Annotated in this window: 19 protein-coding genes and 1 pseudogene; 8 read left to right on the forward strand and 12 right to left on the reverse strand. The window is 63.1% G+C overall.

The annotated features are described in order from the left end of the window. From ACXJ7R_RS05350 to ACXJ7R_RS05390, 9 genes and pseudogenes are all read right to left on the reverse strand, one after another. Positions 1 to 905: calcium-binding protein (locus ACXJ7R_RS05350; RefSeq protein ID WP_457150907.1), on the reverse strand; the 905-nt coding region annotated here is incomplete at its 3' end. Between the two features lie 12 nt (positions 906 to 917). Further along, positions 918 to 1,562, reverse strand: a pseudogene (locus ACXJ7R_RS05355) (calcium-binding protein); the annotation flags it as partial. Between the two features lie 201 nt (positions 1,563 to 1,763). Beyond that, the gene (locus ACXJ7R_RS05360) at positions 1,764 to 2,534 is read right to left on the reverse strand and encodes an SDR family oxidoreductase (RefSeq protein ID WP_457150897.1); all 771 of its coding nucleotides are present in this window, start codon (positions 2,532 to 2,534) and stop codon (positions 1,764 to 1,766) included. A 13-nt stretch (positions 2,535 to 2,547) separates the two neighbouring features. Further along, positions 2,548 to 3,543: an ABC transporter permease gene (locus tag ACXJ7R_RS05365; RefSeq protein ID WP_457150898.1), complete on the reverse strand. Its 996-nt coding sequence runs from the start codon at positions 3,541 to 3,543 to the stop codon at positions 2,548 to 2,550. 123 nt (positions 3,544 to 3,666) lie between these two features. After that, a complete protein-coding gene (locus ACXJ7R_RS05370; protein ID WP_457150899.1) occupies positions 3,667 to 4,707 on the reverse strand; it encodes a sugar ABC transporter substrate-binding protein in 1,041 nt (346 codons plus the stop codon). 38 nt (positions 4,708 to 4,745) lie between these two features. Further along, positions 4,746 to 5,510: an ATP-binding cassette domain-containing protein gene (locus ACXJ7R_RS05375; protein ID WP_027028608.1), complete on the reverse strand. Its 765-nt coding sequence runs from the start codon at positions 5,508 to 5,510 to the stop codon at positions 4,746 to 4,748. Next, entirely contained in the window at positions 5,507 to 6,673 is a 1,167-nt protein-coding gene (locus ACXJ7R_RS05380) for an ROK family transcriptional regulator (RefSeq protein ID WP_095085357.1), read from the reverse strand. The genes ACXJ7R_RS05375 and ACXJ7R_RS05380 overlap by 4 nt, the downstream gene beginning before the upstream one ends. A 250-nt stretch (positions 6,674 to 6,923) precedes the next feature. Beyond that, on the reverse strand, positions 6,924 to 8,228 hold the full coding sequence (locus tag ACXJ7R_RS05385; protein ID WP_457150900.1) for a M23 family metallopeptidase: 1,305 nt from the start codon (positions 8,226 to 8,228) through the stop codon (positions 6,924 to 6,926). Positions 8,229 to 8,373: 145 nt separating this feature from the next. Continuing rightward, on the reverse strand, positions 8,374 to 8,841 hold the full coding sequence (locus ACXJ7R_RS05390) for a peroxiredoxin (protein ID WP_095085361.1): 468 nt from the start codon (positions 8,839 to 8,841) through the stop codon (positions 8,374 to 8,376). 95 nt (positions 8,842 to 8,936) lie between these two features. On the opposite strand from ACXJ7R_RS05390, the gene ACXJ7R_RS05395 reads away from it, so the two are divergent. Then, positions 8,937 to 12,335: a hypothetical protein gene (locus ACXJ7R_RS05395; RefSeq protein ID WP_457150901.1), complete on the forward strand. Its 3,399-nt coding sequence runs from the start codon at positions 8,937 to 8,939 to the stop codon at positions 12,333 to 12,335. Between the two features lie 6 nt (positions 12,336 to 12,341). Here ACXJ7R_RS05395 and tyrS read toward each other — a convergent pair whose 3' ends face one another. Beyond that, positions 12,342 to 13,595 (reverse strand): tyrosine--tRNA ligase, encoded by a 1,254-nt coding sequence (gene tyrS, locus ACXJ7R_RS05400; RefSeq protein WP_095085365.1) that lies wholly within the window; start codon positions 13,593 to 13,595, stop codon positions 12,342 to 12,344. A gap of 326 nt (positions 13,596 to 13,921) precedes the next feature. On the opposite strand from tyrS, the gene ACXJ7R_RS05405 reads away from it, so the two are divergent. The 4 genes from ACXJ7R_RS05405 (at position 13,922) to ACXJ7R_RS05420 (ending at position 17,544) form a co-directional block, all read left to right on the forward strand. Beyond that, the gene (locus ACXJ7R_RS05405; protein ID WP_457150902.1) at positions 13,922 to 14,656 is read left to right on the forward strand and encodes a glycosyltransferase family 2 protein; all 735 of its coding nucleotides are present in this window, start codon (positions 13,922 to 13,924) and stop codon (positions 14,654 to 14,656) included. Continuing rightward, the gene (locus ACXJ7R_RS05410; protein ID WP_095085369.1) at positions 14,649 to 14,981 is read left to right on the forward strand and encodes a lipid-A-disaccharide synthase N-terminal domain-containing protein; all 333 of its coding nucleotides are present in this window, start codon (positions 14,649 to 14,651) and stop codon (positions 14,979 to 14,981) included. The genes ACXJ7R_RS05405 and ACXJ7R_RS05410 overlap by 8 nt, the downstream gene beginning before the upstream one ends. Positions 14,982 to 15,039: 58 nt before the next feature. Continuing rightward, the gene (locus ACXJ7R_RS05415) at positions 15,040 to 16,689 is read left to right on the forward strand and encodes an ArnT family glycosyltransferase (RefSeq protein WP_457150903.1); all 1,650 of its coding nucleotides are present in this window, start codon (positions 15,040 to 15,042) and stop codon (positions 16,687 to 16,689) included. 111 nt (positions 16,690 to 16,800) lie between these two features. Further along, on the forward strand, positions 16,801 to 17,544 hold the full coding sequence (locus ACXJ7R_RS05420) for a phosphatase PAP2 family protein (protein ID WP_457150904.1): 744 nt from the start codon (positions 16,801 to 16,803) through the stop codon (positions 17,542 to 17,544). Positions 17,545 to 17,563: 19 nt separating this feature from the next. Here the strand turns inward: ACXJ7R_RS05420 and ACXJ7R_RS05425 are convergent, their stop codons facing one another. Both ACXJ7R_RS05425 and ACXJ7R_RS05430 read right to left on the reverse strand, forming a co-directional pair. Further along, positions 17,564 to 18,214 carry an FMN-binding negative transcriptional regulator gene (locus tag ACXJ7R_RS05425; RefSeq protein WP_457150905.1) on the reverse strand — a complete coding sequence of 217 codons (651 nt, stop codon included), beginning with the start codon at positions 18,212 to 18,214 and terminating at the stop codon, positions 17,564 to 17,566. An 18-nt stretch (positions 18,215 to 18,232) separates the two neighbouring features. Continuing rightward, on the reverse strand, positions 18,233 to 18,907 hold the full coding sequence (locus ACXJ7R_RS05430) for an alpha/beta hydrolase (RefSeq protein WP_013532163.1): 675 nt from the start codon (positions 18,905 to 18,907) through the stop codon (positions 18,233 to 18,235). Between the two features lie 241 nt (positions 18,908 to 19,148). Between ACXJ7R_RS05430 and ACXJ7R_RS05435 the strand changes: the two genes are divergently transcribed. The 3 genes from ACXJ7R_RS05435 to ACXJ7R_RS05445 form a co-directional block, all read left to right on the forward strand. After that, a complete protein-coding gene (locus tag ACXJ7R_RS05435) occupies positions 19,149 to 20,312 on the forward strand; it encodes a cysteine desulfurase family protein (protein ID WP_457150906.1) in 1,164 nt (387 codons plus the stop codon). A 188-nt stretch (positions 20,313 to 20,500) separates the two neighbouring features. Beyond that, positions 20,501 to 22,018, forward strand: coding sequence for a Fe-S cluster assembly protein SufB (gene sufB, locus ACXJ7R_RS05440; RefSeq protein WP_379027226.1), 1,518 nt, complete (start codon positions 20,501 to 20,503; stop codon positions 22,016 to 22,018). A 26-nt stretch (positions 22,019 to 22,044) separates the two neighbouring features. Further along, positions 22,045 to 22,187: ATP-binding cassette domain-containing protein (locus ACXJ7R_RS05445; protein ID WP_457150908.1), on the forward strand; the 143-nt coding region annotated here is incomplete at its 3' end.

Here is a 22,187-nt window from a genome sequence, read left to right on the forward strand (position 1 = left end):
GAGAGGTTGAAGCTGACATAGGCCTGGACATTGTCGRTGCCCTGGCCGTTGAGCTCGATGACSTGATCGCCGGCATTGTCGACATAGTAGGTGTCGTTTTCGCCGCCTCCACGCATGATGTCGGCGCCTGTGCCACCATCCAGAAGATCGGCTCCCCGGCCGCCATTCAATGTGTCGTTTCCGCCTTCGCCGTAAATTGAGTCATTGCCGTAACTCAGGTCGCTTGAACCATCACGCTCATCGCCCCAGAGCGTGTCGTTGCCGTCGTGGCCCATCAGAACATCGTTGCCGCCACGGCCACGCAATTGATTGTCAGCCGCGTTGCCATAAAGCCCGTCGTTGAACGCGGTTCCACGCGCGTTGTTCACGCCGACCAACGTGTCGTAGCCGATGAAGAGGTTGCTCTCGTCCATGTCGTGGGCAAAGCCGCCTTGCAGGTCGATCAGAACCGCGCCGCCGGCTCCGTTGTAGTTGACCCGGCCTCCCTCCGTGCCGGCCAGGAACCTTACGACATCGTTTCCGGCGCCGAGATAGAAATCCATGTAGCCGCCGAATGTGTTGGTATAGGAGGCATCGACGATGAACGTGTCGCCAAAGGCGGTGTCGTCGATGGCGTGAATGCCCGATACGCGATCGACACCACCTTGCCCATCTGCGATGGCAAAACCGATGGCATTCGATCCGGCCGCAAGGCCAGCCCGAGCCTGTGCCGTGAGGTTGGCCACGATGGCAGTCGTCGCGCCCGCATAGAGGAGTTCGACATAGTCGATGTCCRTGTTTCCGGAGGCCTGTGCAATGATCCTGTCATTTCCCTGGTCCCCCGACACCGTAGCGGCAACCGCCGTCAAGGTGTCGTTGCCGTTGCCGCCGCTCAAGAAATCGAAATCGTCCACGGTCGCCGACACGCCGCCATTGATAATATCGGCGCCGTTGTCACCCGCGAGATAGTTGCTRCCGSTTGTGCCGGTGATGRTGTCGGCGAACTGGGTGCCTTCRGCATMCTCGATGCTRGTCAGCGTATCCGTGAAGCCCCAGCCGTCAGTTACAACGCCGGTCGYCAAATTGATCGTGGCACCATGKGTGATGATGCCGCCGCCRTCGACGTCRWTTCCATAGTCAAGRCTGTCGTCCCTGTAGGARACCAKATCSTYGCCGGCGCCGCCAATGATGGTGTCGGTGCCGCTTCCCGSSARYAYCRTRCCGCCGTTTGATCCCAGATGGATGATGTCGTTGCCCGCCCGGGCAWACRCCCAAAARCCGTCATTTCGCATCGTKATGTTGTCTGCGAAGTRGCTGGCGTTCACCGMCTCGACACTGTTGAGCGTGTCGGTGTTGCCSARGCCGTCGGTGACGACACCAGTCTGCATGTTGATGGTYAGGCCRTTTGWGTAAGYCTCGTAAAAAACGACGTCGATGCCGTCCCCTCCATTCACCTGGTCATTGCCGCCAATCGCCATGMRAATKWAGTCGTCACCGGCCAATGCGTTGATKGTGTCGTTGCCGAYCAGGTCYTGAAYGYCGGGATTGATATCGTTGCCGACGGTTCCRTTGATGACWGCCATTTGRTCCTCCCGTTGTTTGGCATTTCCCCAACGGAAACTGTATCCKAMGGTTGCATTAGAGTCATCTGATATAAAGACGTAGGGTCATCCTGTTCGGCACCAGCGAAGTGCCTCGSAATTCGAGTTCAACAGTATTGTTGGACARCSGCSAAGTTTTYCSAGGAAAGCWTTACGGCTTCGGAGCGCCGCRGGGCGCAGCGATCASRGCGGCAGGAGCCGGAAGTCGTTGCCCTCGGGCAGCARTTGKCCGCCATCGACRACAATGGTCGTCCCGGTGATGTAGCTGGCAKCGTCGGAGGCGAGGAACAGGAAGGCATTGGCGACGTCGCGCGGGCTGCCAAGCCGGCCGAGCGGGATCGAGTCTTCCATGTTCTTGATATAGGCCGCGCCGCGATGCAGCTCGATCGCCTCGGTGAGGATGTTGCCGGGCTCGACGCCGTTGACGGTGATGCCGTAGCCGGAGAATTCGAGTGCCGCGGCACGGATGAAGCCGTTGATGCCGGCCTTGCTGGCTGAATAGTGGCCGTGGCCGGGGCTGGTCACATGCGGGCCGGTAATGGAGGAGGTGTAGAGCATGCGCCCGTAGTGCTGCGCCTTCATCGGCACCAGGGAGGCGCGGGTGGCATTGAAGGTGCCGCGCAGATTGACCGCCATGACGCGGTCCCAGTCGTCCGCGCTGGTGTTCTCGATCAGCTGCCAGGGATAGATGCCGGCATTCTGCACGACGATGTCGAGGCGGCCATGGTGTTCGAGCGCCAACGCCACCGCGGCCTCGGCCTCGGTCATCAACGAAATGTCGGTGCGGACGAAGGGGACGCCCAGTTCGGCCGCCGTCGCTTGCCCGGCTTCGAGCTCGGTATCGGCGAGCACCAGCTTTGCGCCTTCTTCGGCAAAACGCAGCGCGATGCCCTTGCCGATGCCACGGGCGCTGCCGACGATCAGCGCCACCTTGCCTTCTAGTCGTGCGGTCATGCGAGCCGTCCTGTCATGCCAGTTTTTGACGAATGGTTTGCTTGAAAGCGTCGAGCAGCACGGCGGCCAGCACCAGCAGGCCATGGATCACCTGGGTGAAGTTGGCTGGCAGGCCCATCAGGTTGATCGCCGTGTTGATGGCTGAGAGCAGCAGCACGCCGGCATAGACGCCGGGCAGGGTGCCGACACCGCCTTTCAGGCTGACGCCGCCGATGACGACGGCGGCGAAGGCGTTGAACAAAAGGCCGACACCGAGATTGGCGGTGGCGCCCGAGGTGCGGATCGCCAGCAGCCAGCCGGCAAGGCCGGCAATGGCGCCGGCCAGCACGAAGGCGATGATCAGGTTGCGGTTCACCCGGATGCCGGCGCGGAAGGTCGCCGTCTCGTTACCGCCGATCATCACCAGATGCCGGCCGAACGGTGTCTTCGCCATGATCAGCGAGAAAATGACGAAACAGGCAATCGCGATCCAGGCGGTGAGCGGCAGGCCGACGAGGCGCTGGATGCCGAACCAGCGGATGGCTGGCGCAAGATCCTGCGCCGAACGGCCGCCCGAAATCACCAGCACCAGGCCGCGCACCCAGATGTAGGACGCCAGCGTGATGATGAAGGCGCTCATCTTCACCCGCACCACCAGATAGCCGTTGCAGGCGCCGATGAGGCCGCCGACGGCAACCGCCAGCAGCAGCGAGACCGGAACCATCAGCCATTCCGGATGCAGTTGCACGCCAAGGCCTATGCCCGACGAGCAGAACAGGATTCCGACCGCCATGGCGCTGAGCGCTGCGACGGATTCGACCGACAGGTCCATGTGGCCGGCGATGATGACCAGCGCCAGGCCGATCGACATGACGCCGAGAACGCTCGACGCCTCGATGATGTTGGCGAAGATGCCGAGCTGGAAATAGTTCGGGATGAAGATGGAGAACACCACCAGCACGAACAGCAGCATGAACCAGACGAGGTTGTCGAGGACGAACTCCAGGGCGTGGCGCGTGCGGGGGTTCATGGGCTGATCCGGCTGGCGCATCCCCCTGAAATCAATTCGATTTCCGCAAGGGATCATGCGCGATTGGAATTGCAGAGGATTGGCCCCGGGCCGAGATGGCCCGGGGCGTTTCATGCGACGGGCCTATTCGACGGACTTGATGGCCTCCGTCGACGGCTTCTGATTGCCCCAGAAGGCAGGGTTGTCGACATTTTCCTTGGTGATGGCGGCGCCGGGGATCTTGATGTTCGGGCCCCAGGCTTCCTTGGTCACGGTCGATTTCAAGCCGAGCACGTCGTATTCGCCGGGCTTGATCTCTTCCTTCTTGACGATCTTGTCCATGAACATGGCAACAGCCGCCGCCTGTGCGTAGAGCGGCTGCTCGACTTCGACATTGMGCCAGCCCTTGCGGATCAGGTCGAGGCCGACCGGAGCGCCGTTCGAGCTCATCAGCATGACGTCGCCCGGCTTCTTGCCGGCGGCCTCGAGCGAGGCGACGGCAGCGACCGACAGGTGAGCGGCATGGCTGAAGATCAGGTCGATGTCGGGGTTGGCAAGCATCTGGTCGGCGACGATGGTGCCGGCATTGCTGGCTTCCCATTGCATGGCTGGAAGCGAGATGATCTTGACGTCGGGAAACGCCTTCAGCTTCTCCTCAAAGCCCTTCTGGATGTCGAGCGTATAGGGATCGCCAGGGTCGCCAAGCACCTGCAGGACCTTGCCCTTCACCGCGCCGTTCTTGGCTTTGAGCAGCTTCTCGGCCTGGTCCGCGGCGACGTAGCCGATCTCGACCGTTCCTGCGACCGAGGTGAAGTCGGAGGGCGTCGACGTGATCTGGCGGTCGAACTCGACCACCGGAATGCCGGCGGCGCGTGCGGCTTCGATCGACGGTTTCAGCGCATTGAAATCGACGGCGGCGAGGATGATCGCCGCCGGCTTCAGCGCAATGACGTCGTTCATCTGCGACTGCTGGGCGTCGGTCTTGTTGTCGGCGTTCAGCGCCTTCATCTCATAGCCGACCTGCTTCAGGAACAGCTCCAGGGCGCTCACCGAGCCGGTCTGGAACTCGTCGAGCAGTGTCGGCACCATGTAGTAGACAGTACCTTTGGACTGGGCGAATGCCGGCATAAGCGTGGCAAAGGCCAGTGCCAGGATACCGAAGACAGCAAGAAGTATTCGCTTCATGTCGTTCGCTCCTGTTGAGCCGGACCCCTCTTTGTCCCTCAGCCCGCCGGTCCGGCACCGGCAAGCGTCTCCCCGGTGATCATGTTGATCACCGCATCGGGACTTGTTTTGTTGCGTGCGACATCGCCCGCCACGACGCCCTGGCGGATCACCACGATCCGGTCGGCGACCTGGAAGGCCTGCTGCATGATATGGGTGATGATGACGACGCCGATGCCCTGGCTCGCCACCTGGCGGATCATGTCGAGACCGCGCCGCGTCTGCTCGACGCCGAGGGCGGCGAACGGTTCATCGAGCAGCACCAGCTTGCCGCCCCAATGGACGAACCGGTTGAGCTCGATGGCCTGCCGCTGGCCGCCGGAGAGATGCTCGACATTGGTGCGCAGCGAAGGAATGCGCGTGCCCGCGCTAGCCAGTGCCTTTTCGACGACGGCCTCCATCGCGCGCTCATCGAGCACGGGGATGCCAAGAACCTTCCTGGTGATCTCGCGGCCCATGAAAAAATTGGCGACCACGTCGACATTGGTGCACAGCGACAGGTCCTGATAGACGGTTTCGATGCCCGCCGCCTTGGCCTCTGCCGGCGACCTGGCAAGGAACTCCTTGCCCTCGAACAGCATGCGCCCCGAGGTCGGCTCCAGCCCGCCGGCGATGATCTTGACCAGTGTCGATTTGCCGGCGCCATTGTCGCCCAGCAGCGCCACGACCTCGCCCTTGCCGATCGAGAAGCTGATCCCCTTCAGCGCTTCGATCGCGCCATAGTTCTTGGTGACGTTGTCGAGCACCAGCAGAGGTTCGCTCATGCCGCAATTCCTCCGGTTTTCAGAAGATCGCGCCCGCGTTCGCGTTCAGCCGTGAAGATCTGGCCGAAGCGCGGCGACAGCACCCCGGAAACCGCAAGGGCGGCTGCGCCGCGCAACACCGAATGCTGCCCGCCCCGCGCGACCATGACGCGCGGCGTCGTGCGGTCCTTTCGCGCCGAGACGGAGTTGTGCAGGCCTTCGGTTGAACCGGCCAGCCGTTCGAGCAGGTCGGTGGATGCCAGTCCGCCGAGGATGATGGTCTCGGGGTCGAACAGGTTCTCGATGATGGCGACGGCATTGCGAAAGATCGCGGCGACTTCCGCCACCCAATCGGCCTCGCTGCCATTCCAGCGCCGGAGCGCCTCGAGCGACAGGTACCTTTCGAGACAACCGCTGTTGCCGCAGGGGCAAGCCTCGCCACCTGGAACGACGGGAATGTGCCCGACCTCGCCGGCATTTCCCCAGGCGCCGCGCAACACGCTGCCGTCATGAACCATGACGCCGCCCAAACCAACGCCGAAATAGAGATAATAGTATTCGGAAAATTGCGCGCCGAGGCCGTAGAGGCGCTCGCCCATGGCGGCCGCCGCCATGTCGGTTTCAAAAAAGGCCGGCAGTCCGGTCGAAGCCGCCAACCGCTCACGCAGCGCCACATCCTTCCAGCCGGTCATGGTGGTGGGGCCGACAAAGCTCATGGACTCGACGCCGAACGGGCCGGGCAGGGCGAGGCCGACCCCGAGGACCCGCCCGCCAGCCCGCAATCTGGTCAATTCAACCACCATTGCTCCGATCAGGTCGAAGGCGTGGTCGGGCGTCGCGCTCGGGGCTTCGCGGTACGTGCTCTCGATCACGTCGCCGCTCAGATTGATCAAGGCGGCACTGATGCCGAACGGAGTGATGTGGATACCGACGGCATAGCCGCCCTCGGGATTGAGGCGCAGGGTCGCCGGGGGCAGGCCGCGACCCTTCGGCTCTTCGCGCAGCGAAAGGATGTAGCCCTGCTCTTCGAGTTCGCGAACGATGGTCGACACGGTCTGGACGGTGAGCCCGACGCGCCTGGCGATCTCGCCGCGGGCGATTGGTCCCTGCAGGCGGATGGATTCAAGCACGATGCGCCGGTTGTACGGCCGCCCGAACTCCTGATTGGTCCCCCGCAGTGCCATGACGTGCGCCCCTTAGGAAGGCTCAGCTTCGCACCGCTTATTTATTCAGTCAAATGGAATTCAAAAACAAATTCGCGCATCCGGTCCAGCGGGGCGAGGGCTTGGCCAGCAGATGATTGAAGGGGCGCGAAACCATCATCCGGCAGTCAGGCGGCATGGATGGCGTTGCCTCGGCTCGCCGGGTTGCTCGCGAAGCGGGGCTGATAGTTGTTCGGAAGTATTGGGCCAATCAGCTCACGGCCTGCGCGGCTCAAAGATACTGGGCGACCTTCTTGCCGATCGTGAGGAAGCGCAGCGGATCGATGGCTTCGCCATTGTGGCGGACTTCGTAGTGCAGGTGCGGGCCGGTCGAGCGGCCGCTGCTGCCGGTCTTGCCGATGACGGCGCCGGCATCCAGTTTCTCGCCCACAGTCACGTCGATTTCGCTGAGATGCCCATAGCGCGTCGCAAAACCATTGCCGTGGTCGACCTCGACCATGCGGCCATAGCCGCCGTTCCAGCCTGCCTTGGTGACGACGCCGGGCGCGGTGACCTTTGCGGCCATGCCGATCGGCGCCCTGAAATCCATTCCGGAATGCAGCGCCGCGGTGCCGAGGATCGGGTCGGTGCGCACGCCGAACGGGCTAGTGACGGAATGGCCCGGAGCCGGGTTGGTCAGCGGCAGCTGGCGCGCTTCCTTCTTGAGATGGTCGAGCGTGTCCAGCGCCTCGTCCAGTTCCTTGACCTTGCTGTCGAACATCATCGAACTGTCGAGCGGGATCAGTGGTCCGCCGACGTCGCTCTCGTTCTTGCCGAAATCGCTGTCTACCGGCAGGCCCGCCGCTTCAAGTGCCTGCGTGATCGCGTCGGCGCTCTTGTAGGCGTTGTCGGCGAGCGTGCTGATGCGGGTCAGTTGATCGCTCTCGATGGATTTCAGCGACTGGTTGATCGACACGAACAGTCGGTCGGCACGATCGGCGGCTGAATCGTTGGGCAGCGGATCGGAGCGGGTCGACCACAACGAGAACGGCCGGGTGTCGCCGGCGCCGAGATCGGCGCCCAGGCTGGCGACCGCGTAGGTCTGCGCCGGCGGGGCGATGCTGCCGGTCACCTCGGCGCGTTTGTCCGGCTTGCCGGCCGCCACCGGATCCTCGGCAGGCGCCGCTCCGACTTCGGTCTCGGCGCGTTCGAGCAGCGGGCCGAGGCGGCCATGACGCTGGCTGAGCTGGCTCTGGCGTTCAAGCAGTTCGCTGACCTTGGTTTCCATCAGCTGCTGGTCGAGCAGTTGGCGGCTGGTGATGCGGTCGACCTGGGCGCGAAGCGCCGAAATGCGATCTTCATAGGCCTGCTGCATGCGTGCCTGCCGCGCCGTGGTGGCGCCGATCAGGTCGTCGCGCAGCACAAGATAGGAGGTTGCCAGCAGGTAGCCAATGGCGATGGCCGCCAGCGCCGAGCCGACAAAGGCCGCGAGCCAGGGGCGGATCGTGAAGTGCCTGATCTCATTGCCCCGGGCGATGATGATCGTGTGGGGCTCTTTGCGCCTGCCGAAGACTGCTGACTGACCGGTTGCCTTCACGGGACCAAGCTTTCGTTTACGACACCACGACAGCTTGACTACACATTATTAAGGTTAACAAAGCTTTGCGCTGCGGACTTTTCAGTAACGATTGCCCGTCAGGCGGGCATGGGGTTGCGGGCAGTTGGCTGTGCCGACGAAGATCTCAAAGCGCGCGGACAGCTGCGAGCACCTCTTCGGCATGGCCCTTGACCCGGACCTTGCGCCAGATCCTGGCAATCCGCCCGTCGCGGCCGATCAGGAACGTTGCCCGCTCGACACCCATGTATTTGCGGCCATACATCGATTTTTCGACCCACAGATGGTAGGCCTCGATCACCTTGCGCTCCTCGTCGGCGGCGAGGTCGATGGTGAGGCTGTATTTCGATTTGAACTTGTCGTGCTTTTTGACGTTGTCGGGCGACAGGCCGATCACCACCGCGCCGGCCTTCTCGAATTCCGGCTTCAGTTGCGAAAAGCTGATTGCCTCTTGCGTGCAGCTTGTTGTGTCGTCCTGCGGATAGAAATAGAGCACAATGGGCTTGCCGGAGGATGCGGCTAGGCTGAGCGATCCGCCGCCGTCCCTCGGCAGGTCGAATTGCGGCGCGATATCGCCTACGTCTAGGTCAGCCATACCGATGCCCTTGTTTGTGGTTACGCGCCAAGCCACAGCCATATAGTGTCGAGCGGGGATTCGTCCACGATCGAGTTCGTACAACGGAAAATTGCGTGGATCAGGAGCAACCGCAGCACGAGAAGATCCGGTTCAGGCGGGATGAGATCACCGACCTGGGGGCCTTTCCCTCCGCGTGCCGCGTGCCGCCGCTGGGTCAGGCGCGGATCGGACGCGGCTTTCGCATCCTGGCAAGGGTGTTCGCCGGTTTCGCCTGCCTTGTCCTGTTGGCGGCAGTCGCTGTCTATCTGGTCGGTGCGTCCGGCGTTGGCTCCGAGCGGCTTCGAGCAGAAGCGGAAACCGCCATCGAGAAACTGGCGGGCGTCGATGTCGATGTTTCGGTCGGGCCGGCGCGCATCACCCTTGATGGATCGAGCTTCATTGCGTTGCAGGTCAGCGACGTCAGCCTGAAGACCGCCGACGGCAAGCCGATGGCCGATGCGGGCCGCGTGCGCTTCGGCGTGCGCCTGATACCGCTGCTGCGCGGGGAAGTGCGGCTGACCAGCGCCAGGATATCCGATGCGCACATCGTCGTGGCGGCGATGCCGTCCGGCGGCGACTGGGCAGCAAGCCTGCGCAATCAGGATGGCCTCGTCGATCCGGAGAAACTGACGGCTGCGGTGTTCGCCAACGTGCACAGCGCGCTCGACGCCGTGCGCGAAGATTCGATGCGCCAGATCGATCTTCGCAACGTCGAATTCGTACTGCCCGAAACCGCAACGATCAAACGGGTCAAAGTCACCGACGCCGCCGTCGTGCAGTCGGGACCGGGCGGCATGCAGTTTTGGTCGCAGGCCAATGTCGACGGCAGGGCGGTTACCATCGCCGCTTCCGCCACCCGCGATATCGCCGCACACCGCGTGACGGCGCTGGACGCGAGCATCAATCTGGCGGACGCGAGTGTTGTCACGGGGGCTGCAGATACCACGGCCGCTACCGGAAAGCTGGGTGCGGTGGCGCTGAAGCTGACGGGATCGGAAGGGTCCGGCACGAATGCATCGCGGCTGACGGCCGCTTTGTCATCGACGGGTTCCATCCTCGATCTCGGCACACGCGGGCTGCTGCCGGCGGACGTCGACGTCAACGCCACGCTGGTTGCGGGCAGCAACAAGGTCCAGGTGGACAGATTGCTGCTGAAGACCGGCCGGTCGACATTCGATTTCGCCGGTTCGATCGGGCCGAAGCCGGCAACCGGAGCGGCCGGCGAGGAACCGGCCTATCGCTATGACCTGACCAGCGACGGTTCCTCGCTGGCGCCTTCGGACTCGCCCGAGCCAGCGCTCACCTTCCTCGCCCGTATTGCCGGTGTCTACAACACGGTGAGCCACAGGCTGGTCGCCGAGCAGATAGCGCTTCGCTCCGCCTCCTCCGGCGAGGTGCTCGGCACCGCCGCCGTGGAGTTCGTCGACGGCAAGGCGCCGGGGATCAACCTGGCGTTCAACGTCCACAACATGCAGGTCTCTCACGTCAAGCAGCTTTGGCCATGGTTTTCGGCACGCAACGCCCGGCTGTGGGTGCTGGCCAATCTGTTTGGCGGCCGCGTCGTCGACGCCAACCTCCAGTTCCACGTTGTTCCGAACCGTCTCGGCAATGGCGTGCCGCTGTCCGCCGACGAGGTGTTCGGCCGCTTCCAGATCGAGGGATCGCGTTTTGACACGGCCGGCCGCATTCCGCCGATACGCGACGCTGTCGGCGTTGTTGGTTTCCATGGCAATGATGTCGACGTCTCCCTGTCTTCGGGCACCGTCTACATGCCGAGCGGCCGCACCGTCGCGGCCAGCAATGGCACGCTGACGGTCAAGGCCGCCAACCACCCGCCAGTCATCGGCGCGCTCGACATCGATGTCGAGGGTGACGCCTCCGCCGTTGCCGAACTCGCCTCCTACGAGCCGATCAACGCCATGCGCCATGTCGGCCTTTTGCCGGAAGATCTGTCGGGCAGCGTCACCGGCCATGTCAGGGCGGACATTCCTTTGCAGTCCGGCGTCGACTCCTCGAAGCTCGATTGGCTGGTGTCGCTCGACTACAGCGGCATGTCATTGGCCAAGCCGTTCGAGGGGCAGACCGTGACGGATGCCGACGGTTCGATCACCGTCGACCCTGAAAAGGCGGTGATCTCGGCCAAGGCATCGCTGAACGGCATTCCGGCCGAACTCGACCTGATCGAGCCACTCCGGGATGACGGGCCGCCGCCCAGCCGCAAGGTGGCCCTGGTGCTCGACGACAAGATCCGTGCCGCCGCAATGCCCGGCTTGACGCCGCTGCTTGGCGGCACGGTGAAGGTGGCGATCGACAAGAGCGGCAGCGGCGACCAGAACGTCTCGGCCGACCTGACCAACGCCAGGCTGGACATTCCCTGGGCCGGCTGGAGCAAGGGGGCGGGGGTTCCCGCCAAAGCCACATTCGTCATGACCAAGTCCGGCGACACCACGACGCTGTCCGACTTCGATCTCGACGGGAAAACCTTCTCCATCGAAGGCGACATCGTGCTGGTCAATGGCGCCCTGTCGTCCGCGAAGTTCAGCAAGGTGACCTTGAACAGGGGCGACGATGTCGCGGTGTCGGTGAAGCGGTCCGGCAAGGGCTATGCGGTCGACATATCAGGCAACGCGCTGGATGCCCGCTCGCTGATCAAGCAGTTCACCTCGGACGTCGACACGGCAACCAAGACCACCGGCTCCGATGCCATTTCCGTCAGCGCCGACGTCGATCAGCTGACCGGGTTCCACGACGAGCAATTGTCCAACCTGAAGCTCGACTACAGCGCCGCCGGCTCGCGGGTGAACGGCCTGAAGGTCAGCGCCACGGCAAGTTCGGGCGCCGCGATAACCATCAGCAACACCACAGGCGCCGGCCAGCGCACACTCAACATGCAGTCCGCGGACGCTGGCGCCATCCTTCGGTTCCTCAACATCTATGAGCATATGGAAGGCGGAGCGATCACGCTGGCGCTGGCGGGGCCGAGCGACGGATCGCTGAGGGGCAAGGTCGATACCAGCAACTTCTTCGTGGTCAATGAGCCGAAACTGGCTTCCATCGTCTCGACCACGCCGGCCGGCGATAGCCGCAGCCTCAACCAGGCGGTCAAGGGCAACCTGGACACCTCGCGGGTCAAGTTCCAACGCGGCTACGCCGAGATCGACAAGGGCAGCGGCTATGTGAAACTGGCCAATGGCGTGCTGCGCGGCCCCCGCATCGGCACCACGTTCCAGGGCACCCTCTACGACCAGGACAACAACATGGACATGACCGGCACGTTCATGCCGGTCTATGGCCTCAATCGCATCTTCGGCGAATTGCCCATCGTTGGCGCGCTTCTCGGCAACGGCCGCGACCGCGGCCTGATTGGCGTCACCTATCGGCTCAAGGGCAATGCCAACAAGCCGGTGCTGGACATCAACCCGCTGTCGGTGATCGCACCCGGTATCTTCAGGTCGATCTTCGAATACCGGTGACCGATCCTAGACCGGCCGCACCAGAATGTGTTTTTTCCTGCCGAGTGAAAGCTTTACGATGTTTTCCGGACTCAAATCCTGAAGCGTCACCAGCCGGCGCTCGTCGCTGACTGGCTGGTCGTTCAACCGTACCGCACCGCCCTGCACATGCCGCCGCGCCTCGCCGTTCGATGCCGCCAGTCCGGCTGTCACCAGCAGCGACAGGACGCCGACGCCGGCTCCAAGCGCTGCCTTGTCCACCTCGACGCTCGGCAGCGATTCGGCGAGCGCGCCTTCCTCGAACGTCTTGCGCGCCGTCTCGCTGGCTTGTTCCGCGACCGCACGACCATGCAGCAAGGCCGTGATCTCGGTGGCGAGGACCTTCTTGGCCTCATTGATCTCGGATCCGCCGAGCTGCTCGAGCCGCGCGACCTCGTCCAGCGGCAACGTCGTGTAGAGTTTCAGGAAGCGGCCGACATCGGCATCCTCGGTGTTGCGCCAGTACTGCCAGAACTCGTAGGGGCTCAGCATCTCCGCATCGAGCCAGACCGCGCCCGATGCCGACTTGCCCATCTTGGCGCCCGATGAGGTGGTGAGCAGCGGCGTGGTCAGCGCATAGAGCTGCGCGTCCTCCATGCGGCGGCCGAGATCGATACCGTTGATGATGTTGCCCCACTGGTCGGAGCCGCCCATCTGCAGGCGGCAGCCGAGGCGCTTGTAGAGCTCGACGAAATCATAGGCCTGCAGGATCATGTAGTTGAATTCGAGGAACGACAGCGACTGCTCGCGATCGAGCCGCAGCTTGACGGAATCGAAGGCGAGCATGCGGTTGACCGAAAAGTGACGGCCGACGTCGCGCAGGAAATTGACGTAGTTGATCTCCATCAGCCAGTCGGCGTTGTTGATCATGACCGCGTCGTTCGGCCCGCTGCCGAATTTGAGGTACGGCATGAAGTTGCGGCGGATGCCGGCGAGGTTGTCGTCGATGTCCTGCGGGGTCAGCAGCTTGCGTGCCTCGTCCTTGAAGGACGGGTCGCCGATCATCGAGGTGCCGCCACCCATCAGGGCGATCGGCCGGTGACCGGTCTGCTGCAGCCAGTGCAGCATCATGATCTGGATCAGCGAACCGGCATGCAGGCTTTTGGCGGTCGCGTCGAAGCCGATATAGGCCGTCACCGTCTCCGTGGCGAAGAGATTGTCGAGGCCGGCATCATCCGAAGTCTGGTGGATGAAACCGCGCTCGCTCATCGTGCGCAGGAAATCGGATTTGAAGGCAGGCATTTTGTGTTTCCCGAAAGCGTCCGGCCAATCTGACCCGGGCGTGGCGTGCATGAACGGGCGCGTTTAGCACCCAAGCGCGATCAGCAAAAGTGGAATCCGGTTTTGCGTTCGATCGCGCGTCAGGCAGAGATCCGCGATCAGCAAAAGTCAAATCCGGTTTTGCGGTCCGCGCGGATGAAGTCTGAGACCATCGGCCCAATGCTTGCTTCATCGTTTCGGCTGGCGTAATGAGGCGCCGCGCCAAAGGTTCTAGCAGTCCACGACCTCGAGCGGCACCGCACGGCATCCACAAAATGCCATATCCGACGACAGAGCCCCGACGCGACATGCCGGACGCATTGATATCCATCGTCATTCCTTGCAGGAACGAGGCGGCAAATCTGCCGCTGTTGATCGACGAGATCGAGTCCACCATGGCCGGGCGCGACTTCGAGCTGATCATCGTCAACGACGGCTCCACCGACGACACCGCTTCGGTGCTCGCAGCGCAGGCTGCACTTCGCCCGTTTCCGGTTCGGGAATTGCGCCACCGGAAATCCGCTGGCCAGAGCCTTTCGGTGCGCTCAGGCGCCTGGGCGGCGCGTGGCAGCATCGTCGCCACGATCGACGGCGACGGCCAGAACGATCCTCAATACATTCCGGTGCTGATCGATGCGCTTGTAGAGGCCGGGCCCGATTTCGGCGCCGCACAGGGGCAGCGTCTCAAGCGCCGTGACAGCAAGGTCAAGCAACTGGCGTCACGTTTCGCCAACTGGCTGAGAAATGCCATCCTGCATGACGAGACGCGCGACACCGGCTGCGGCCTCAAGGCGGTCCATACCGATATCCTGCGCAAATTGCCGTTCTTCGACGGCACCCATCGCTTCGTTCCGGCCCTGGTCATCCAGGAGGGCTATCGCGTCGTGCACTGCGATGTCATCGATCGCTCGCGCCGGCACGGCAAGTCGAATTACGGCATTTTCGATCGCGGCCTGCAGGGGGTTCTCGATCTCGCCGGTGTCTGGTGGCTGCGCCGCCGGCGCCGCAGAATGCCTAAAGTAGAGGAAATCAGCCGTGGTTAACGTGCTTCAGGAATTGGTGACCTGGCTTCACCAGGTTTTCATCAAGCAGTTCGATGCGTGGATCCTGCTCGGCTTCGTTGCGCAGTTCTTCTTCACCATGCGCTTCGTCGTGCAGTGGCTGGCATCGGAAAAAGCCAAGCGCAGCGTGGTGCCGGTCGCCTTCTGGTTCTTTTCCCTGTTCGGCGGCGGCCTGCTTCTGATCTATGCCATCCAGCGTCAGGATCCGGTGTTCATCGCCGGCCAGTCCATGGGCCTGTTCATCTACATCCGCAATCTCTGGCTGATCGCCAACGAGCGCAAGACCGCGATGAGCAAGGTCGATTGAACAGCGATCGATTGAGCAGCGTGGCATATCAATCAAAATTCGTCACAGAGGCCGGGACATGGCGGTGAACAGGAATTACATCCTTCTCTTCCTGTTCAGCCTGGTGATGACGGTTTCGGGGCTGGCGTCGCTGCCGCCGATCGACCGCGACGAGTCACGCTTCGTCCAGGCCACCAAGCAGATGGCCGAGAGCGGCGACTATGTCGACATCCGCTTTCAGGACGCCTCGCGCTACCAGAAGCCGATCGGCATCTACTGGCTGCAATCGGCGGCCGTCGCGCTGAGCGGCGAGGGCGCTGCCGCTCCGATCTGGGTTTATCGCACGGTTTCGGCGCTTGGCATTGCCATTGCTGTCCTGGCGATCACCTGGACCGGCACCAATCTGTTCGGGGCCAATGCCGGCATCGCCGCGGGCCTGGTCATGGCGGCGATCTTCGCCACCGCTTTCGAAGGCCGCGACGCCAAGACCGACGCAATGCTGCTGGCCTGTTGCGTGGCGGCGCAAGGCGCGCTGGCGCAGATCTATCTGGCGTCGCGCCGGAACCAACCTGTCGGCGGCCATCTCTGGTGGATCTTCTGGGTCGCGCAGGGCGCGGCGATCCTCATCAAGGGCCCGATTGCGCCGCTGCTGTCGGCACTCACCATCGCCGTGCTGTTCGCCTTCGAGCGTGACGGGCGCTGGCTGTCGAAGCTCAAGGTGGGGCGCGGCCTGGCGCTCGTCGTGCTGATCGTGCTGCCCTGGCTTGCGCTCATCACCTGGAAGAGCGGCGGCGCCTTCCTGCAGCAGGCCGTCGGCAAGGACATGATCGGCAAGGTCGCGTCGGGCGAGGAATCGCATGGCCTGCCACCCGGCTTCTACATGCTGACCTATTCGCTGTTCATGTGGCCTTTCGGCCTGATCGCGGTCGGCGCCGGGCTCCAGGCACTCAATCGCCTGCGCGATGACCCCCGGCTGCGCTTCTGCCTCGCCTGGTACATTCCGTTCTGGCTGGTGTTCGAACTGATCCCGACCAAGCTGCCGCATTATGTCCTGCCGGCGTATCCTGGGATGGCATTGCTGATCGGCTGGCTGCTGACATTGTCGCCGCAGGATGCGAACGCGCCGCTCCGGCGCTGGCAGGACTGGTTGTGGTGGTCGACCGCGTTTGGTCTTGCCGTGGTCAGCCTCGGCCTGGCGGCGGTGTGCGTCGGCGCGCCGCTTTACCTCACAGGCACGTTTTCATGGTGGAGCATTCCGGCTGCCGCGGCCGCGCTCGGCGCCGGCTACCTGGCCTTTTCGCGGCAGTTGCAAGTGCCGCTCGGCCGCATCGGCGCCATCGCCGTTTGCGCGGGCATCACCTATGCGCTGCTGTTCGGCGTCATAGCGCCATCGCTGAAGCCGATCTGGCTGAGCCCGGCCATCGAGGCGGCGGTGCGCGCCAACAAGCCCTGCGACACCACCGTGCTGGCCTCGTCGCGGTTTCAGGAACCGAGCCTGGTGTTCCTGGTCGGCACGAAAACGGTGCTGACCGATGTCGAAGGCGTCGCCAGGCATCTATCTGCCGATCCGGCCTGCGCGCTGGCGCTGGCATCGGTCGAGGACGAGCAGAAACTGACTGGCCTGCTGGCGGCACAAGGCAAATCGGTGAACCGCGTTGCCCTGATCGACGGCCTCAACTATTCGTCGGGAGACAAACTGTCGCTCGGTCTCTATCGTGTGGCGCCATGACGGCTCGTCGATGACAGGCTCGAATTTCCTATGCTGGTGAAATCGCGCCCTTCCGTTTCCGGTATGCTCCTTGGGGTGGGGCGCCGATCCCTCGACAATTTTCGCGATACGGTGCAGATCGCAAGAAAGCGCTTTGCCGCTCGTCCCGCCAGATACCCGAACATAGTGTGGCCGGTCTGGGGCCTGGTCTGGGTCTTGCTGACGGCGGCGGCGTTTGTTCGTCTCGACACCCCGGCAGGGATGCTTCATGGCCAGTGGTCGCCAGGGTTCGTCCACCTGGCCGATTTTTTCACGCAGTTCGGCCTGGGAGGCTGGTATCTCATTCCATCGGCGCTTTTGCTGGTCGCCGCGAACCTGACGGACTGGCGAAGCCTTTCAAGGCGCTCGCTGATGCTGGTCTACAACTGGACCTGCCTGGCTTTTCTGGTGCTGAGCGCCGCCGGCCTGTCCGGCCTGGCCGTCAATGTGCTGAAATATGCAATCGGTCGGGCTCGCCCGCTCTATTTCGACGATTTTGGCGTGCTGGCCTTTCATCCCTTTGCCTTCGATGCGCGCTTCGCCGGTTTCCCGTCCGGCCATGCCACGACGATGGGCGCTGTGTTCGGGGTCGCTCTGCTGTTGTTTCCCCGGCGCTGGTACATCGCCTTGGCGATCACCGCCTGCATTGCCTCGACGCGCGTCTTCGTCGGCGCGCACTATCCCAGCGACACTGTCGCCGGCTTCGGCCTCGGCTGCGCCTTCGCGCTGGCGTGCGGGCTTGTCTTTGCCCGGCTCGGCTTCATCTTTCGCCAGATGCCGTCGGGGTTGCCTGTCCGCAAGAACACGTTCCGGCTGGTTGCAGCGAAGGCCGGCTGAAGCTCGGGTTTGCTGAGGCCTAGTTGCTGTCCAGCCCGCCATAGGACCTGACCAGGCGGGCCATGTCGGGTGACTGGTGCCCTTCGCTTTCGAGCCCTTGCGCAACGCCGACACGATCGGCGACCGGCCGGTTCTGGCTGACCTTCCACTTGCCGTGGATTTCGCTGATCTCGATTTCCAGGCCGATGATGCCCTTGATCTGCGACTGGATGAAGGGCGCTGGCGCGTCGGTCACCGCCCAGGGTGCGGCGCGGGTGCCTTCCTGGGACGCGGTCAGGTCGGCGATCTGCCGCGCCAGCCAGGCCTGGTCATCCATCACCTTGACGGTGCCGCGCACCTGCACGATGGCATAGTTCCAGGTCGGCACCACCTTGCCGGTCTCGCGCTTGGTCTCGTACCAGGACGGCGTCACATAGGCATCGGTGCCCTGGAAGACGATCAGCACCGGCGACGCCGGATTGTCGGCCAACAGCTGCCATTGCGGATTGGCCTTCGCCAGATGGGCGCGCAGCCTGCCGTTCGGCGGCACGTCTGCGTCGAGCAGGAACGGGATGGCGTTGGCGACCGGCCCCTCGGCTCCGTTGCAAATCAACAGGCCGAGCGGATGCGCCCGGATCAGCCCGTGCAGGATTTCCGGCCGTGTTTCCCTGAAATGAGGAGGCTCGTACATCGCTGCCCGCTTCCCTGCCTATCTCAGCCGCTTCGGCCGCGGATCCGACAGCTCGCCGGCCAGCCGGCGATCGAGATAGTCGGCACATTCCTCGAGCAGCAGGTCGGCATCGTTGGAGAAGAAATGGTTGGCGCCGGGCAAGGTCTTCTGCGTGATGGTGATGCCCTTCTGCGTGTGCAGCTTGTCGACCAGGCCTTGCACATCCTTCGGCGGTGCCACCTTGTCGGCATCGCCATGGATGATCAGGCCCGATGACGGGCAGGGCGCCAGGAACGAGAAATCATAGGTGTTGGGCTGCGGAGCGATCGAGATGAAGCCTTCGATCTCCGGCCGGCGCATCAAGAGCTGCATGCCGATCCAGGAGCCGAAGGAGTAACCGGCGACCCAGCAGCTCTTGGAATCCGGATGCAGCGACTGCACCCAGTCGAGTGCCGCCGCCGCATCCGACAACTCGCCGGTGCCGTGGTCGAACTCGCCCTGGCTGCGGCCGATGCCGCGGAAATTGAAGCGAAGCGTGGTGAAATCCCGCTTCTGGAACATGTAGAAGAGGTCGTAGACGATCTTGTTGTTCATCGTGCCGCCGAATTGCGGGTGCGGGTGCAGGACGATGGCAATCGGCGCGCTCTTTTCCTTGGAAGGCTGGTAGCGTCCCTCCAGGCGGCCGGCAGGACCGGTAAAAATGACCTCAGGCATGAAATACTCCACTTGGGTAATACGAATGCGCGGCGCCCGGAACGTGTCTTCCTCTGGCCTTGACGCAGGGCGAGCGTCTTCTTAGAAGCTAGTTTAGAATTGTTCAAAACTGAGTGGCCAGACGTCGAGCCGGGCCACCCGCGCCGCAAGCCGCGTAAATAGGACGGCTCGCCTTGGAATTTCAAGGAAATAACGCGATACGACAGCGGAATGGCTTCTGACGGGAACCAAACGGACGAAAATGGCCGGAATGCGCGCCTATCTCGACTACAATGCCAGTGCTCCGCTGCTTGCCGCGGCGCGCGAAGCTATGGTCGCCGCACTTGATGTCGCCGCCAACCCCTCATCGGTCCACACCGAAGGGCGCGCCGCACGGCGCCTGATCGAGACCGCAAGGCGAGATGTAGCGGCACTGGTCAACGCCAAGGCAGAGCATGTCGTGTTCACCTCCGGCGCGACGGAAGCGGCCTCGACGCTGCTGACATCAGACTGGCAGATGGGGCGCGGCAGTGTGCGCATGAGCCGTCTCTATGTGTCCGAGGCCGATCATCCCTGCCTGTTGAATGGCGGGCGCTTCCCGGCAGCGCAGGTGACGCGGATCGGCGTCGATGCCAACGGCATCGCCGATCTCGACCCGTTGGCGGCCGCACTCGCCCGTCATGACAAGGCCGAGGGCCTGCCGCTGGTCGCCATCCATGCCGCCAACAACGAGACCGGCGTCATCCAGCCGATCGACCGCATCGCCGGGATCGTCAAGGCCGCGGGCGGCGTCCTCGTCGTCGACGCCGTCCAGGCGGCGGGGCGCGTTTCGATCGATCTATCAGGTGGTTACGCCGATTATCTGATCCTGTCTTCGCACAAGCTCGGCGGCCCCAAGGGCGTTGGCGCCATCGTCGCCGCCTCCGATCTGATGATGCCGAAGCCGCTGATCAATGGCGGTGGCCAGGAAAAAAGCCATCGCGCCGGCACCGAAAACCTTGCCGCCATCGCCGGCTTTGGCGCCGCGGCACGCGGGGCGCTCGAGGGGCTGCGGGCGATGGACACGGTGCGGCAGCGCCGCGACGAGATCGAGGCCATCGTGAAAATGCTGGTGCCGGATGCGGAAATCTTTGGAACCGGCGCACCAAGGCTTGCCAACACGACATTCTTCGCTATTGCGGGCATCAAAGCCGAAACCGCGCAGATCGCTTTCGATCTGGCCGGCGTGGCGCTGTCGGCCGGCTCCGCCTGTTCGTCGGGCAAGGTCGGACCGAGCCATGTGCTGAAAGCCATGGGATACGGCGACAGCCTTGGCGCCTTGCGCGTGTCGATCGGTGCCGCAACCGGCGCTGAGGACATCGAACTGTTTCGCACCGCACTGGCGGCAATCGCCGCGCGTCGGGCGAGTAGGGAAAGGGCCGCATGAGCAGCGGCCGGACATAGACAGGCCTTCGGCCTGGTAGAGCCGTGCGTTTTATGCTGGCCGGGTGAATTTCCGGTCGGAACGCACTATATGGAACTTACGCCGCCGCGAATGCCTCTTCGGCGTTCATTTGGCGGTGCCATAGTTTGAAAACTGTCGGGCCTTGACCCCGGCGTGGATGGAGAACGCATATGCCTGCTGTGCAGGACACGATCGATCGGGTCCGAAAGATCGACGTCGACCAATACAAATACGGATTCCAGACTGAAATCGCGATGGACAAGGCCCCCAAGGGCCTCAGCGAAGACATCATCCGTTTCATTTCGGCCAAGAAGGACGAACCGTCCTGGATGCTGGAATGGCGTCTGGAAGCGTATCGCCGCTGGTTGACGCTCGACGAGCCGACCTGGGCGCGCGTTCACTATCCGAAGATCGATTTCCAGGACATCTACTACTACGCGGCGCCCAAGAGCACGCCCGGCCCGACGTCGCTCAGCGATGTCGATCCAGAACTGCTGAAGGTTTACGAGAAGCTGGGTATCCCGCTGAGGGAACAGGAAATCCTCGCCGGCGTGCAGAAGACCGACGCCTCGGAGCTCGAGGAAGTCAGCGACAATGTCTACAAATCGGGCCGCGTCGCTGTCGATGCGGTGTTCGATTCCGTCTCCGTCGTCACCACCTTCAAAAAGGAACTTGCGCAGGCGGGCGTCATCTTCTGCTCGATCTCGGAGGCTATCCGCGAGCATCCGGAACTGGTGAAGAAGTATCTCGGCTCGGTCGTGCCGACCTCCGACAATTACTACGCCACGCTGAATTCGGCGGTGTTCACCGACGGCTCCTTCGTCTTCGTGCCCAAGGGCGTGCGTTGCCCGATGGAGCTGTCGACCTATTTCCGCATGAACGAGAAGAACACCGGCCAGTTCGAGCGCACGCTGATCATCGCCGAGGAGGGGGCTTACGTTTCCTATCTCGAAGGCTGCACGGCGCCGCAGCGCGACGAGAACCAGCTTCACGCCGCGGTCGTCGAACTGGTGGCGCTCGACGATGCCGAGATCAAATATTCGACGGTGCAGAACTGGTACCCCGGCGACGCCGAAGGCAAGGGCGGCATCTACAATTTCGTCACCAAGCGCGGCGACTGCCGTGGTGACCGCTCGAAGATTTCGTGGACGCAGGTCGAGACCGGCTCGGCCATCACCTGGAAGTACCCGAGCTGCATCCTGCGCGGCGACGATTCCAGCGGCGAGTTCTATTCGATCGCCGTCTCGAACGGCTACCAGCAGGTCGATAGCGGCACCAAGATGATCCATCTCGGCAAGAACACGTCGAGCCGCATCATCTCCAAGGGCATCGCCGCCGGCTTCTCGCAGAACACCTATCGCGGCCAGGTCTCGGCGCACCGCAAGGCGACCAATGCCCGCAACTTCACCAACTGTGATTCCCTGCTGATCGGCGACCAGTGCGGCGCGCACACCGTGCCCTACATGGAAGCCAAGAATTCGACTGCGCAGTTCGAGCACGAAGCGACGACCTCGAAGATTTCCGAGGACCAGAAATTCTACGTCATGCAGCGCGGCATTCCCGAAGAGGAAGCAATCGCGCTGATCGTCAACGGCTTCGTCAAGGACGTCATCCAGCAACTGCCGATGGAATTCGCTGTCGAGGCGCAGAAGCTGATCGGGATCTCGCTTGAAGGCTCGGTCGGCTGACCGGACAAATATTCAGGAAACAAAGAATGCTTGAAATCAGAAATCTGCACGCCCGCATCGTCGATGACGGCACCGAAATCATCCGTGGCCTGAACCTGACGGTGAAAGCCGGCGAGGTCGCCGCGATCATGGGGCCGAATGGCTCGGGCAAGTCGACGCTGTCCTATAT

This window comes from Mesorhizobium sp. P5_C1 (assembly GCF_054049815.1).